At 59.2% G+C, this 13465-nt stretch carries 13 protein-coding genes; 9 read left to right on the top strand and 4 right to left on the bottom strand.

Annotation, left to right across the window (positions count from 1 at the left end):
- Positions 1 to 64: 64 nt before the first annotated feature.
- The 6 genes from RBB77_RS14150 to RBB77_RS14125 all read left to right on the top strand — a co-directional run bounded on the left by RBB77_RS14150 (position 65) and on the right by RBB77_RS14125 (position 6184).
- Entirely contained in the window at positions 65 to 1306 is a 1242-nt protein-coding gene (locus RBB77_RS14150; protein ID WP_353062394.1) for an efflux RND transporter periplasmic adaptor subunit, read from the top strand.
- Positions 1307 to 1308: 2 nt separating this feature from the next.
- Positions 1309 to 2319 (top strand): tetratricopeptide repeat protein, encoded by a 1011-nt coding sequence (locus RBB77_RS14145; protein ID WP_353062393.1) that lies wholly within the window; start codon positions 1309 to 1311, stop codon positions 2317 to 2319.
- Positions 2320 to 2336: 17 nt separating this feature from the next.
- A complete protein-coding gene (locus RBB77_RS14140) occupies positions 2337 to 3683 on the top strand; it encodes a TolC family protein (protein ID WP_353062392.1) in 1347 nt (448 codons plus the stop codon).
- 120 nt (positions 3684 to 3803) lie between these two features.
- Entirely contained in the window at positions 3804 to 5291 is a 1488-nt protein-coding gene (gene hpnJ, locus RBB77_RS14135; protein ID WP_353062391.1) for a hopanoid biosynthesis associated radical SAM protein HpnJ, read from the top strand.
- 90 nt (positions 5292 to 5381) lie between these two features.
- Positions 5382 to 5801 (top strand): EamA family transporter, encoded by a 420-nt coding sequence (locus RBB77_RS14130; protein ID WP_353062390.1) that lies wholly within the window; start codon positions 5382 to 5384, stop codon positions 5799 to 5801.
- Complete coding sequence (locus RBB77_RS14125) at positions 5798 to 6184, top strand: hypothetical protein (protein ID WP_353062389.1); 387 nt, start codon at positions 5798 to 5800, stop codon at positions 6182 to 6184. The genes RBB77_RS14130 and RBB77_RS14125 overlap by 4 nt, the downstream gene beginning before the upstream one ends.
- A gap of 166 nt (positions 6185 to 6350) precedes the next feature.
- Here the strand turns inward: RBB77_RS14125 and hpnE are convergent, their stop codons facing one another.
- From hpnE to RBB77_RS14105, 4 genes are read right to left on the bottom strand one after another with little or no spacing between them, the layout of a single operon-like run.
- Positions 6351 to 7772: a hydroxysqualene dehydroxylase HpnE gene (hpnE, locus tag RBB77_RS14120; protein WP_353062388.1), complete on the bottom strand. Its 1422-nt coding sequence runs from the start codon at positions 7770 to 7772 to the stop codon at positions 6351 to 6353.
- Positions 7769 to 8713, bottom strand: coding sequence for a phytoene/squalene synthase family protein (locus RBB77_RS14115; RefSeq protein ID WP_353062387.1), 945 nt, complete (start codon positions 8711 to 8713; stop codon positions 7769 to 7771). Before RBB77_RS14115 ends, hpnE begins: the two co-directional genes overlap by 4 nt.
- On the bottom strand, positions 8710 to 9651 hold the full coding sequence (hpnC, locus tag RBB77_RS14110) for a squalene synthase HpnC (RefSeq protein ID WP_353062386.1): 942 nt from the start codon (positions 9649 to 9651) through the stop codon (positions 8710 to 8712). Before hpnC ends, RBB77_RS14115 begins: the two co-directional genes overlap by 4 nt.
- A complete protein-coding gene (locus tag RBB77_RS14105) occupies positions 9648 to 10706 on the bottom strand; it encodes a zinc-dependent alcohol dehydrogenase (RefSeq protein WP_353067632.1) in 1059 nt (352 codons plus the stop codon). The genes hpnC and RBB77_RS14105 overlap by 4 nt, the downstream gene beginning before the upstream one ends.
- 127 nt (positions 10707 to 10833) lie before the next feature.
- On the opposite strand from RBB77_RS14105, the gene RBB77_RS14100 reads away from it, so the two are divergent.
- The 3 genes from RBB77_RS14100 to RBB77_RS14090 all read left to right on the top strand — a co-directional run bounded on the left by RBB77_RS14100 (position 10834) and on the right by RBB77_RS14090 (position 13440).
- Positions 10834 to 11613, top strand: a complete 780-nt coding sequence (locus RBB77_RS14100) for an MlaE family ABC transporter permease (protein WP_353062385.1) — start codon at positions 10834 to 10836, stop codon at positions 11611 to 11613.
- A 17-nt stretch (positions 11614 to 11630) separates the two neighbouring features.
- Positions 11631 to 12476, top strand: a complete 846-nt coding sequence (locus tag RBB77_RS14095) for an ABC transporter ATP-binding protein (protein ID WP_353062384.1) — start codon at positions 11631 to 11633, stop codon at positions 12474 to 12476.
- 106 nt (positions 12477 to 12582) lie between these two features.
- Positions 12583 to 13440, top strand: a complete 858-nt coding sequence (locus tag RBB77_RS14090; RefSeq protein ID WP_353062383.1) for an ATP-binding response regulator — start codon at positions 12583 to 12585, stop codon at positions 13438 to 13440.
- Positions 13441 to 13465: the final 25 nt, after the last annotated feature.

Here is a 13465-nt window from a genome sequence, read left to right as displayed (position 1 = left end):
ATCCTCAAAAGTTTCTGGTCCGTTCTGACCTTGTGCAGCGTCTTATATACTGAACCTTCGACTGATGCCAACTACCGAGACAAGACGCCTGAATCCCGTAATGCTGTGGGGCATCTTCCTCGCAATCATCGCTATCGGTTTCATCATCGTGCGCTCATCCACACGCGACCTCGTCGCTGTTCGAGTTGCAGTCGTGAACCATCAAAACATCGTCACATCAGTATCGACCAGCGGCAAGGTTGAGCCCGTCGATGAGTTTCCCGCCTACGCACCCGCTCCCGGCGTCGTAGCAAAGGTGTACGTTGACGTTGGTCAGAAGGTAAAAGCAGGCGAGCTTCTTCTCAAATTGGATGACGCCGACGCGGTCGCCAAAATCGCTACAGCAAACGCCGCCGTACACTCTGCCCAAGCGACCCTTCACGACATCGAGCAGGGTGGATCGCAGGACGAGCGCAATGGTTTTTCAGGCGATCTCAGCCGAGCGCAACAGCAGCAACAACAAGCCGCAAAAGATCTCGCAGCTCTCCAGGCGCTTCAGCAAAAAGGAGCCGCCTCAGCCAGTGAAGTTGCTTCTGCCGAACAGCGGCTGCTCACCGATGAAAGCGCCGTCAAAGCTCTTCAGACACGCAGCACCCAGCGATACAGCACAACCGACCGCGCTCGTGCCGAAGCCCAGCTGGCCGATGCGCGCGCAGCCCTCGCCGCAGCGCAGGCTGCCTACGCCAACGACAACATCCGTGCGCCATTCGCTGGAACCGTGTACTCCATTCCCGTATCCAACTACGATTTCGTCCCCGCCGGCGAAAATCTGCTCGACATGGCCGACCTCAACAAGATTCAGGTTCGCGCTTACTTTGATGAGCCCGAGATCGGCAAACTCGCGGTTGGCCAGGCGGTCAAAATCGCCTGGGACGCAAAGCCCACCCAGGCCTGGCACGGTCACATCAGCCGCGCCCCCACCACCGTCATCACCTACGGCACACGCAACGTAGGCGAGTGCATCATCACCGTCGACGACGCTCGCGGCGACCTCCTGCCCAACACCAACGTCGTCGTCACCGTCACCATTTCACAGCGCTTCAACGTCCTCAGCGTCCCCCGCGAGGCCCTCCACACCGAAGGTGGAGACTTTGTCTTTCGCGTCGTCAACAATAGGCTCGTTCGCACTCCCGTTCAGGTCGGAGTTGGAGTGAATCTCACACGAGTCGAGATCCTCAGCGGCCTCAGCGAAAAAGACACCGTCGCGCTCAACGCTGTCAACAACCGTGAACTCACCAATGGACTCCCCGTCAAAGTAGTCGAGTAGCCATGTCCCTTTTTACCCACCCGTTTCGTCTTCGCCACGCGTTTCTATTCGCTCTACTCTCAACGACCCGTCTCCTCGTTGCCGACGAAACTCAGGCCAACGCCCTGCTCCAACAGGGACGCGTTGACGAGGCCGCAGCGGTGCTTCAAGAGCTACTCAGTGACGAACCCGCTAACGCTCAGGCCCATCAACTCTTCTGCCGTGTCTACTACGCGCAAAACAAGGCCGAGCCCGCCATCCATCAATGCGAACTCGCAGTCGCCAATGCGCCCAACGACAGCGACAATCACATGTGGCTCGCCCGCGCGTACGGATACAAAGCAGCCCACGCCAGCCCTTTTTCTGCGCTAAGCCTCGCCGTCAAAGTCCACAACGAATTCGAGCGCGCCGTCCAACTCGATCCGGAAAACTTTCACGCCATGAGCGACCTCGGCGAATACTACGTCGCAGCCCCGTCCTTGATCGGCGGCGGACTGGATCGAGCGCAGGCCCTTGCTGCCAGAATGCAACCCAAATTCCCCGCTCAATCGCACCGTCTCTTGGCCCTCATAGCCGAGAAGAAGAAAGACAGCGCAGCTGCGGAGGCCGAGTATCTCGCCGCCGTCGATGCGGGTAAAACACCCGAAGCCTACATCAACCTAGGCGACTTCTACAGGCGTCAGAATCAGCACGACAAGATGCTCGACGCCCTCCAATCCGCCGTAGCCGCCGACCGACGCGACGGTCCTCCTTTGGTCGATGCAGCAAGCACCCTCACAGAAGCCCACCACTCTCCTCAGCTCGCAATCAGTCTTCTTCGCACCTATCTGGGGTCTTCCGCAAAAACCGACGGCGCCCCCGCCTTCAAAGTTCATCTCCAGTTAGGTTGCCTCCTCGCACAGGACGGAGACGCCGCCGGGGCCCATCGCGAATACCTCGCAGCAACAACCCTCGCATCGAACTATGTACCGGCACTCAAAGCATTACAAGCATCGCAGACAAAAGGCGATACCATGAGTTCTAACCAGCACTAAGGAATCTCTCAGCAAGTATGATTCGTCTTCGTCGCCAATTGATCGCGTGCTCTGCCCTGGCCTGTGCGGTAACTCCCGCCGTCGCGCAGATTTCGTTTACCAGCGCGGTAACTCTGGCTCTGAAGAACAGCCCGAAGGTAAAAACTGCCCAGGCCGATGTAGACAAAGCGAGAGCGACCCTCGAAGAGTTGAAGGACGCCTACATCCCGAACGTTGTCGGCGCATCTTCCATCGGCCCACCCTCCTACGGATTCCCTCTTGGCCAGCCCTCCATCTACAATCTCAACTCACAATCTCTTGTCTTCAGTTATCCTCAACGCGACTACGTCCGCGCCGCGAAGGCATCGCTCGAAGCATCCACCCTCTCGCTGAAAGACGTTCGTGAGTCCGTCGCTGAAGACACCGCCATCACTTATCTCGCACTCAACCGCGACCTAGAGCGGCAGGCCGTCCTCCAGGAGCAACAGGGCTTTGCAGACCATCTCGTCACCATCGTCCAGGAACGTCTCTCCGCCGGCCAGGACACACCCATTGATCTGACCTCCGCCCGCCTCACCGCGGCACAGATCCATCTCGTCCGGCTGCGTATGAACGATGAAACCATCGCAGACCAGGCTCACCTCGCCCGTCTTCTCGGTCTCCCCTCGCAGGGCCTGGGCACCTCAGTCAGCAGTGTTCCACCCATTGCCCCCCCACAGGCCGCCAATCCGTCAACAACCATCATCTCGGCCACCAGTCCCGCCGTCGCGTCGGCCTACGCGCTCGCTGCTTCGAAGCGTGAGATTGCCTTCGCCGAAAACCGCTATCTCCTGCGTCCCCAGATCACCCTCGATGCGCAATACAGCCGCTTCGCAAAGTTCAACAACCTTCAGGACTACTACTTCCGCTTCCAGCAGAACAACGCCGCCATCGGCATACAAATCACGCTTCCCTTCTTCGATGCCGCTCGTAAAGCTAAAGCACGCGGTGCCGACGCGGACGCAGCCCACGCCGAACACGACGCCGACTCCGTTCGCGACCAGTTTTTAGATATCCGGCTCAAGGCTCAACACGCCACCGCTGAGCTTGCCGTCAGGGCCGAAATCGCCACCCTCGACCAGCAGCTCGCTCAACAAAACCTCGACGCCCTCACGGTTCAACTGAACTCAGGCAACGGAAACTCGGCCACAGCGCAGATGACCCCCAAAGACGAGCAGACCTCACGCATCGCCGAGCGGGAAAAGTTCCTCGCAGTTCTCAACGCCAACTTCGACTTACAACAGGCACAGATCAGTCTCATGAGAGAATCCGGCGACTTGGAGAGCTGGCTCTCCGCCGCCTTTCAGGCTCAGCCCGTAGCCCCTGCCAAACCCCAAGCGAAATAGGCCCCTAACTTTTTTGTAATGAATCGTCTGGCCTATTCGCGCATCGTCGGAGATACCCCACAGGAAACTCCAGAAAAGCCACTTAACCCCTTAACTGAATGGTAAAATCGAGTTATCATTATGCCGCTAAAAACGCTGTTTCTGAACCCGCCCTCCTTCGAAAAATTTGACGGTGGCGCCAGCTCCCGCTGGCCCGCAACCCGCGAGATCGAGTCCTACTGGTATCCCGTCTGGCTCACCTATCCGGCAGGCATGCTGGAAGGCTCCCGTCTCGTCGACGCCCCGCCCCACCACATCAAGTGGCAGGAAGTCGTCGAAATCCTCAAGGACTACGAATTCCTCGTGCTCTTCACCAGCACCATGGGCTGGGACGGCGACCAGAAAATGGCCGAGGTCATCAAGCAGACCTACTCCAGCATCAAGATCTCCTTCGTCGGCCCCCCGGTGACCACCTCCCCCGACAAGGCCCTCAACGAGTGCCCCGCCATCGACTTCATCTGCCGCCGCGAGTTCGACTTCTCCGTCGTCGAGTACGCCAACGGCAAGCCGCTCAACGAAATCCTCGGTGTCAGCTACAAGGACAAGGCCACCGGCAAGATCCTCCATAACCCCGATCGCGCCCAGGTCACCCCCGAGCAGCTCGACGAGATGCCTTGGGCCACCGAGATCTACCACCGCGACCTCGACGTCACCAAGTACAACGTGCCGTTTCTCCTGCATCCCTACGTCGCGCTCTACTCCACTCGTGGCTGCCCCGCCCAGTGCACCTTTTGCCTCTGGCCCCAGACCCTCAGCGGCCACGCATGGCGTAAGCGCTCCACCGACGACGTAGCCGCCGAGATGAAGCAGGCCAAAGAGCTCTTCCCGCACGTCAAAGAGTTCTTCTTCGACGACGACACCTTCAACATCCAGAAGGCCCGCACCATTGAGCTCTGCGAAAAGCTCAAGCCCCTCGGCCTCACCTGGTCCTGCACCTCGCGCGTCACCACCGACTACGACACCCTCAAAGCCATGAAAGAAGCCGGCTGCCGCCTCCTCATCGTCGGCTACGAGTCCGGCGACCCCCAGATCCTCAAGAACATCAAGAAGGGTGCCACCGTCCAGCGCGCGCTCGACTTCACTCGCGACTGCCACAAGCTCGGCCTCGTCATCCACGGCGACTTCATCCTCGGACTCCCCGGCGAGACCCGTGAGTCCATCCGCAACACCATCGACTTCGCCAAGCAGCTCGACTGCGAGACCATCCAGGTCTCCATCGCGCACGCCTTCCCCGGCACCGAGTTCTTCGACTACGCCAAAGACAACGGCTTCATCACCAACGAAGCCATGAACGACGACGGTGGCCACCAAATGGCGCACATCGAATACCCCGGCCTCCCCGTCGAGTACGTCATGGAGATGGTGCACAAGTTCTACGACGAGTACTACTTCCGCCCCAAGGCCGCCTTCCGCGTAGTCTGGCAGGCCATTGTCAATCGCGACGTACCCCGCCTCTACACCGAAGCCAAGTCCTTCATGGAGCTTCGTTCCAAGCGCAACAAAGCCGTTCGCGCCGTCAAGGAAGCCAACGCCGCCAAGGCGCAGGAATCCGTCAGCATGAACGCGTAACCATCCAGTTCGTAAAGCATCTAAAAGCGGTCAGCATGCAGATGCTGGCCGTTTTCACTTAGCCTTCACCACCTGAACGGATCGACAAGAATGCAACACACCCTCACCCCTCGCCGCTGGCTCGTCCTTATCGCCGTCATGCTCGGCGCCTCCATCGGCGACGCGCTCCTTGGCATCGGCATGAAGCAGCTAGGCCCCGTCTCCCTCCACCACCTCAGCGCACTATTCTTCGCCCTCAAAAGCCCCTGGATCATCTCCGGCATCATCGTCCTGCTTGGCTTCATGGCCTGCTACATGACCGCCCTCAGTTGGGCCGACATCACCTTCGTCCTCCCAGCCACCGCCTTCGGCAACGTCATCGTCACCATCCTCTCCCGCTTCTGGCTTCACGAGCACGTCTCGCCCTCCCGCTGGCTCGGAGTCGCCCTCATCGTCATCGGCGTAGGCTTCGTAGCCAACGGCCCCTCCCGCACTGAGTACGCCTCCGTAGAAGTCGAGGCACTCCCATGAACCACACCTCCCTCCACACCTGGGCCACCATCGCTGCCGTCGTCATCACCGCCACCGCCGGCGACATCCTCATCGCAGGCGGCATGCGCAAGCTAGGCGATCTCGACGACATTCGCGCAAAGTCCGGCCTCCTCGGCGCGATAAAAGCCGTCCTCTCCAGCGGCATGTTCCTCGCTGGCATCACCTGCATGGCTCTGAGTTTCTTCTCTCTCCTCTTCGCGCTCTCCGGAGCAGACCTCAGCCTCATCGCCCCCGCAACGGCCTCTCTCACCTTCATCACCACCGCCGCGGCCGCAAAGTTCTTCCTCAAAGAAAACGTAGACAGCCGCCGCTGGATCGCCGCGCTCTTCGTCTGCGCTGGCGTAGCCCTACTAGCAAAATAGCTTTCTAAAAGCGAGCAAAGTAGTACGCCTCATCCGACCAACGGGAGGACATCCAACTCTTTTTCGCCGAGAGATCAGGTATACAAGTCACGAAATGACCGCCCCACGCGAAGTGGGCCCGTCCGGCAGGACATCTCGTTGGCCCTTGACCCTCTAGAAGAACGCCTTACTCCCGACTTAGCCACCGCATCAATCCACTAGCCGGAGTCTCTGGCGCCATAAATCGCATCGCATCCCCCACCACGGCCCCCGCCGCCAGCCTTCCACTCCGAACCCCACCCTCCATCGTCGAAGGCCACTCTGTCGCAGTCCAATCCCCAGCAAGAAAAAGCCCCGGCCACTCGGTCGTCTGCTTCGGACGAAACTGATCTAGCCCCGTCGTCACAGAAAAGGTCGCTCGAGCCTCCTTCAACACGCCGCTCTTCACCAGCTTCGCTCGCCTGACTTCAGGAAAAAACATCTCCAGCTCCCGCAAAGCCGAAGAAAGAATCTCCTCCCGTGTCATACCCAACTGCGCCCTTGACCCCGCAATCACAACCTCAACGTAGCTACCCTTCTCCCGCGCATAGCGCCTGATTCGCGACTTATGAAAAAACCACTCAATCGTCGTATCCAGCAACCAAGCATGATCGAGGTCCGTAATCTCCCGGTCATACCAAAGCAGAATCGAGGTATAGGGAGAGTGGATCTGCCGCGCCATCTTCAACTCCAGATCGTCCTTGGCCTCCTCATATCCTCGCGCATACTCCTCGTTCATACGAACCGCAGGCAGCAGCTTTTGCGTCTGTTCAAACGGCAGCGCCAGAATAATCGCGTCTGCCATATAAGCTCCATCGGCAGTGTTTGCCCGCCACCGCCCATCCCTTTCTTGCACCAGCCCTTCCACACTCGAGCGAAGCCGCACCGTTCCCCCAAAGGCCTCGATCATCCGCGCCTCAGCCGCATAAAACTCACTCAGCGGCACGGTCGGTATCCCCAACCGCCCCCCAATTGAAGACTTCACGAACAGCTCATGAAACACCTTTCCCGCATACCGGGTGGAGCAGTGCGACAGACGGTCATTCAAGGTAGCCATCACAATCGGGCCCCAGAAGTGTCGAATCGAAAGCTCCGTCTGCTTTGTCCGCTTCAACCAGTGCTCGACACTCTCGGTATCTTCCGCCGGATATCCACGAAAGAAATCCATCAGCCCGCGCGCAAGCCCCACCTTATCCTTCCATCCCAGCATCGACATGCTCAAAAAGCTCGGAGCAAAGTGAAACGGCGCAGGCAGATCGCTCGTCACAATCGTGCTCGCGTTCCCATTCGGCTCAAGAAAAGTCTGCTCGTCGTACCATCGAATCTTCTTAGCGGTCCCAGCCTGCTCACACAGCTCAATCAGGTTCGTGCAACATCCCAGCAGCACATGCTGCGAGTCCACCGTCTCCCCCAGCGCAGGATGCTCATACGAATAAGCCCTCCCACCCACGTAAGGCTTACGTTCCAACACAGTGACAGACTTCCCCGCCCTCACCAGCGCACTCGCCGCAGCCAACCCTGCCGTACCCGCCCCCACAACAATCACATCGCTATGTTCTACGCCACTCACGAAACCATCCGGTTGCGCACAGCCATCCCCATCCCCTGCGCCAAAATCATCAGTTTCCTCGAGGTCGGCACACTCACGCGCTCAGAAAAAACATCATAGTTCTTCGCCATAATCCGTTCGAGAAGCCCGCGGTAGATCGTCACCAGAACCCACAGCGCCGCGCGGCTATCCTTATCGATCAGCGGCAGCAACTCCTCCGCCGCAGCATAGTACACAAGCGCCCGCGCCGCCTCCTGCGCCAACAAACTCCGCACAACCTTAGTCTCAGCCTCTCGCCGAACCACCTGCAACAACTGCTTCACTTCCACCCTACCGGCACTCAGATCCTGCAGTGGAAGATAGATCCGACCGCGCTCTGCATCCTCGCTCACGTCTCGCAGAATATTCGTCAACTGAAATGCAACGCCGGTCTTTTCCGCCAAATCTTCCGCCCGAGGGTCTGTATACCCAAAGATCCGGATACAAACCAGCCCCACCACCGAAGCGACGAGGTAACAGTACCGATATAACCCCTCGAAATCCTGGTACACCTGCAGCGTCTGCGTCTTATCTGCCACCGTTTCAGTTACAGAAACCATCCCCGCCTGGCTTCCCTCGATGTCCAGGTCCATCGTCGTGCCCCGCACCAGATCCTCCAGCAGAGCATCCGGAATCGCAAATTTCCTCTGCGTATCATTCAACGCCACAAAAACCGGGTCCTCCGACACTCCACTTCGCCGCGCCGCACGCCACGCCTCAAGCCAATCCCCCATCACCACCCGCCGCTGCGCTACCGGCAGCGCCTCATCATCGGAGATATCGTCCGCTCGCCGCATAAACGCATACACCGCGCACATCGCATTCCGCTTGTGCTCCGGTAGAACGCGAAACGAATAATAAAAATTTTTAGCTTCCCGCTGCGCAATCCCTGCGCACACGGCATAAGCTTCAGCATTCGTCACGAGGTCATCCCCGCGCGCACCTTGCCGGCCAGCGCCTCCATCAGCAACCCCACCTTTCGCGCCTTCGACACCACAGGCCTGCCACGAAGCACATCAAAGTCCTGCCTCGCGATGCCATTCAGAATCGCCTCGCCACCCTTGCGAAACAGGTCCAGCACCACCTTCAGCTCTTTATCCACATGCAGGCTGATCTCACCACCTTCAATCAGCATCGCCCGTGTCCGCACCACCAACTCCTGCATCATCCCGCGAAACTCCGGCGTAAACACCCGACCCTCGATCTGCCCTTCCTCCACCCCAAACCGCAGCATCGACTCTGCAGGAATATACCGCCTTCCCCGCTCCTTATCCTCCACCACATCCTGCCAGAAGTTCGCCAGTTGCAGCGCCGTACAAACCTTGTCCGACATCAACGCCCGTGTTTCATCCGTGTACCCGCACACCCAAAGCACCAGCCGTCCCACCGGATTCGCCGAGTAGTGCGAGTACTCCAGCAACTCCTCCCAACTCTCATACTCCGTCTTGTACTGATCCATCCGAAACGCATGCAGCAGATCCAGAAAAAGCTGTCGCGGCGGATCGCACTCTCGAATCGTCTCATGCAGTGCCACAAACACCGGATGCATCGATCGCTCGGGCGCGTCGTAACACTCCTCCAGCATTGATCCCCACGAATTCAGCAGCCGGGTCGCCACCCCGCGATCCTCTACCTCATCCCCCAGATCATCCGCCACACGGCAATAGGCGTAGATACTCTCGAAGTGGGGCCTCACCTTAGCCGGAAGGAAGAACGTCGCTACATGAAAGTTCTCATAGTGCGTCGTCGCAAGCTCTCTGCACCACGCCTGCGCCTCTGCAAGAGTCGGCCTCTCTAACGGCGTCAAATACTCCAGCGGGGCGCCCACCAGCGCATATTGCGTTGCAGTCGTCTCACTCATCGGGGCCCACCTTCTGGAAGCACCGCCGTCTTGATATCCCTCGCCCAACCATTATTCCTGTCCATCATGCCTGCAAAGATCGCCGGCACTTCATCGAGCCCCGCACGTCCCGTAATGTACTCAGCACACTTGAACCGTCCACTCGTCACCAACTCAAATGCTGTCCTGCAAGTCGCGGGGGTATGGTGAAAACTCGCCTTCAACGTAATGTCCCCGTAGTGCAACCGATTCGTATCGAGCTTCACTTTCGTCCCGCTCGGCGGCCCACCAAAGAAGTTCACCAGGCCGCCCTTCCGCACCATATCTACCGCCCACTCCCACGTCGCGGGGATCGCCACGGCTTCGATCACGATATCTGCTCCCCGTCCCTCATTCGTCAAGGCGCGCGTAGCCGCAACAACATCCTTCACCGCATCCACCAGAACCACCTCGCTCGCCCCAAACAGCTTTGCCGCGCCCACTTGGTTCTCGCGTTTCACCACAGCAATCACATCCAGGCCGGCAATCTCCGCCGCGTGCATGAACATCAACCCGATCGGTCCCGCTCCGATCACCACCATGGTGTCCCCGGCCCGAGCTCCACTCTCCTCCAGCCCCCGTACCACACAAGCCAGCGGTTCGGTCAGCGCCGCATACTCCAGCGGAATCCCATCCGGCACCAACAACGTATTCTTCTGGACGATCCGCGCCGGTATCCGAATAAACTCCGCGTAAGCCCCATTGTTGAAAAGCAGGTCCTCGCACAAGTTCTGCTGTCCATGCCTGCAGAAAAAACACGCATCACACGGCGCCGAATTCAATGCCACTACCCGGTCCCCCACCTTGAACGCCGTCACCCCGGCGCCAACCTCCTCCACCACCCCCGCCAATTCATGCCCAAACGGAATCGGCGGCTTCAGCATCATGGCGTGGTAGCCTCGCCGATAGACCTTCAAATCCGTCCCACATGTCAGCGCGGCGCCCACGCGAACCACCAACTCTCCGGCCTCGGCCTGCGGCACTGCCACGCGTTCCAGCCGCAGATCTTCCTTGCCGTACAACACCGCCGCCGTCATCTCAGCTTTCACTCTTCTATCTTCTCATCCCGACACCCTCGATGCACCTTCCATCGCCTCCTAACCCCCTAAAGAACCTGCAATCCTTGCCGCAACCTCCGCATCTGATAATCTGAGCCACATAAACATGCCCTTTGTCTCTCCAGAGATCTTCGCCAAGCAAAGACTTGCCTCGATCCAGGACTACTCCATCCTGTCCTGGCGCGCCGTCGCAAACCTCTTCACCCGCCCACGTTACATGGCGGATATCTACGCCCAGATGGACTACATCGGCGTCGGCTCCATGCCGATCGTCGTCCTCACTGGCTTCTTCACCGGCTGTGTGCTGGCCCTCCAGTCCGCCACTTCGCTTGAGGCCTTCGGCTCCGTCAGCCTCACCGGCAACCTCGTCGCCCTCTCCATGGTCAAGGAGCTGGGCCCCGTCCTCACCGGCCTCATGGTCTCCGGTCGCAACGCCTCCGGAATGGCCTCCGAGATCGGCTCTATGAAGGTCACCGAGCAGATCGACGCCATGCGAGCCCTCGGCACCGACCCCGTCCGCAAGCTCGTCACCCCACGCCTCTACGCCACCATCTTCATGCTCTTCTTCCTCACCATCATGTCCGACGCCTGCGGTATCGCCGGCGGCGCTCTGGTCAGCGTCGCGCTGCTCGGACTCAACGGCTCCTCCTACTTTCACAACTCCTACCGAGCCCTTCAGTACGGAGACATCGTCCAGGGCCTCACCAAGCCGCTCTTCTCCGGCTTCATCATCGCCACCGTCGGCTGTTACTTCGGCATGAACACCAAAGGCGGCACCCAGGGCGTCGGTAAAGCCACCACCCAGGCCGTAGTCGTCTCCTCGGTCTTTATCATCATCGTCGACCTCCTCGTCACTCGCGCCATGATCGGCGTCTTCGGCAGGTAAGAGGCCAGAATCCAATCATGACGGCAGACCTCGCCCAATCCGGAACCGCAACCCTCCAGCAGGAGCCAGACTCGCAGGAGCCCATTGTCGTCGTCGACGATGTCTCCATCATCTTCGACGTCAAACCCGTCCTCCAGAACATCTCCTTCACCGTCCAGCGTGGCGAAACCCGCATCATCCTCGGCCCCGCCGGCGGCGGCAAATCCGTCCTCATGAAGCTCGTCAACGGCCTCCTCAAGCCCGACACCGGCTCCATCCACGTCTTCGGCCACGACGTATCCGCCATGCGCGAGATCGATCTCTTCAAACTCCGCAACCGCATCGGCATGGTCTTTCAAGAGTCGGCCCTCTTCGACTCCCTCTCGGTCGGTGACAACGTCGCCTACCGCCTCCACGAAGATCATGTCCCCGAGGAAGAGGTTCACGGTCGCGTAGTCGAAGCGCTCCAGTTCGTGGCGCTCGAAAACACAATCCAAAAATTCCCCTCGGAACTCTCCGGAGGAATGCGCCGCCGCGTCTCCATCGCCCGCGCCATCATCACCAATCCCGACCTCATCCTCTACGACTCCCCCACCGGCGGCCTCGACCCCATCACCTCCACCACCATCATCGACCTCGTCATCAAGCAGCGCGACGTCACCCAAACCACCTCGCTCGTCATCACTCACCGCATTCAGGACGCCTACCTGCTCGCCCGCAGCCGCTTCAACAAGCAAACCGAAAAAGTCGAGCAGATCCCCAACAACGGCATCGACGACAGCACCAAATTCCTGGTCCTCAACGAAGGCAAAGTAGTCTTCGACGGCACCACCGAAGAGCTCGTCCACTCCAGCGACCCCTGGCTCAAGGAATACTTGTCCTGAATCTTCACATCAGCGAAGCCGACTTTCTTCCTTCATATCCTGTCATGCACTGAGTTTGCGCGATAATATTCTCAGGATCAGCTAGTCCGCTGCCTCGGAGTGTCTTATGAGCCGGGTCCTCGTTATTGGAAGTCACGCCAAAGTCAGCCAGGAGATCAGCAGTGCACTCACTGCTGCGGGTTTGCCTTTGGAGCATTCAGCCGGGCACGTCGACACCCTGCAACGATTGCGCAAGCGATCTTTCGGCGTTGTCATCACCAGTCCCGACAGTGCCCTCGACGAAGACCTGGCCCTGCTCGAGGAGATGCGCGCCATCAGGCCTGGCGTCAAGTGCATTGTCCTCGCCAGTCACGGCACTCCCGATGGTGTCATCGCCGCTCTCCGTGCTCGTGTGTTCGCCTGCTTCACACCCCCGTTTGACCCATACAACATCGCGAACCTGGCGCGTCGCGCGGCCTCTGACAGCCAATGGCGCGACGACATTCATGTTCTATCCGCTCGCCCCGGCTGGGTGTCAGTCCGTGTAAATTGCCGCGTTGTCAACGCTGAGCGCCTCATGACCTTTGCCAAAGAACTCAACGCACAGTTACCAGAGGACATACAGCTCGACATGATGCTGGCATTGCGAGAGATCCTGATGAACGCAATGGAGCACGGAGCAGCTTTTAATCCCGAGCAGGTCGTCGAAGTCACCAGCATTTGCACCGGAAGATCGATGGTGTTTTACCTGCGTGACCCCGGCGCCGGATTCCGCCGCGAATCCCTCAGCCACGCGGCCATTGCAAACCCGACCGATGATCCTACGAACCACATCATGCAGCGCGAGCAGGAAGGAATGCGTCCCGGTGGATATGGTCTTCTAGTGGCAGCCGGGACAGTGGACGAATTGATCTACAACGAAATCGGCAACGAAGTCGTTCTGATCAAGTACCTCGACTCCCCCCCGCACTTCAAAACAACATAACTCACCGATTCACCATAAGAGAACG

This window comes from Tunturibacter psychrotolerans (genome assembly GCF_040359615.1).
GTDB classification, from domain to species: domain Bacteria; phylum Acidobacteriota; class Terriglobia; order Terriglobales; family Acidobacteriaceae; genus Edaphobacter; species Edaphobacter psychrotolerans.
The sequence above is the reverse complement of the archived record's forward strand: the minus strand, read 5'-3'. Positions and strand labels throughout refer to the sequence as shown.

Bases quoted from the DNA above. Each gene is read 5' to 3' on its own strand.
- RBB77_RS14150 (WP_353062394.1), top strand. From the start codon at position 65: ATGCCAACTACCGAGACAAGACGCCTGAATCCCGTAATGCTGTGGGGC.
- RBB77_RS14145 (WP_353062393.1), top strand. From the start codon at position 1,309: ATGTCCCTTTTTACCCACCCGTTTCGTCTTCGCCACGCGTTTCTATTC.
- RBB77_RS14140 (WP_353062392.1), top strand. From the start codon at position 2,337: ATGATTCGTCTTCGTCGCCAATTGATCGCGTGCTCTGCCCTGGCCTGT.
- hpnJ (WP_353062391.1), top strand. From the start codon at position 3,804: ATGCCGCTAAAAACGCTGTTTCTGAACCCGCCCTCCTTCGAAAAATTT.
- RBB77_RS14130 (WP_353062390.1), top strand. From the start codon at position 5,382: ATGCAACACACCCTCACCCCTCGCCGCTGGCTCGTCCTTATCGCCGTC.
- RBB77_RS14125 (WP_353062389.1), top strand. From the start codon at position 5,798: ATGAACCACACCTCCCTCCACACCTGGGCCACCATCGCTGCCGTCGTC.
- hpnC (WP_353062386.1), bottom strand. From the start codon at position 9,651: ATGAGTGAGACGACTGCAACGCAATATGCGCTGGTGGGCGCCCCGCTG.
- RBB77_RS14105 (WP_353067632.1), bottom strand. From the start codon at position 10,706: ATGACGGCGGCGGTGTTGTACGGCAAGGAAGATCTGCGGCTGGAACGC.
- RBB77_RS14100 (WP_353062385.1), top strand. From the start codon at position 10,834: ATGCCCTTTGTCTCTCCAGAGATCTTCGCCAAGCAAAGACTTGCCTCG.
- RBB77_RS14095 (WP_353062384.1), top strand. From the start codon at position 11,631: ATGACGGCAGACCTCGCCCAATCCGGAACCGCAACCCTCCAGCAGGAG.
- RBB77_RS14090 (WP_353062383.1), top strand. From the start codon at position 12,583: ATGAGCCGGGTCCTCGTTATTGGAAGTCACGCCAAAGTCAGCCAGGAG.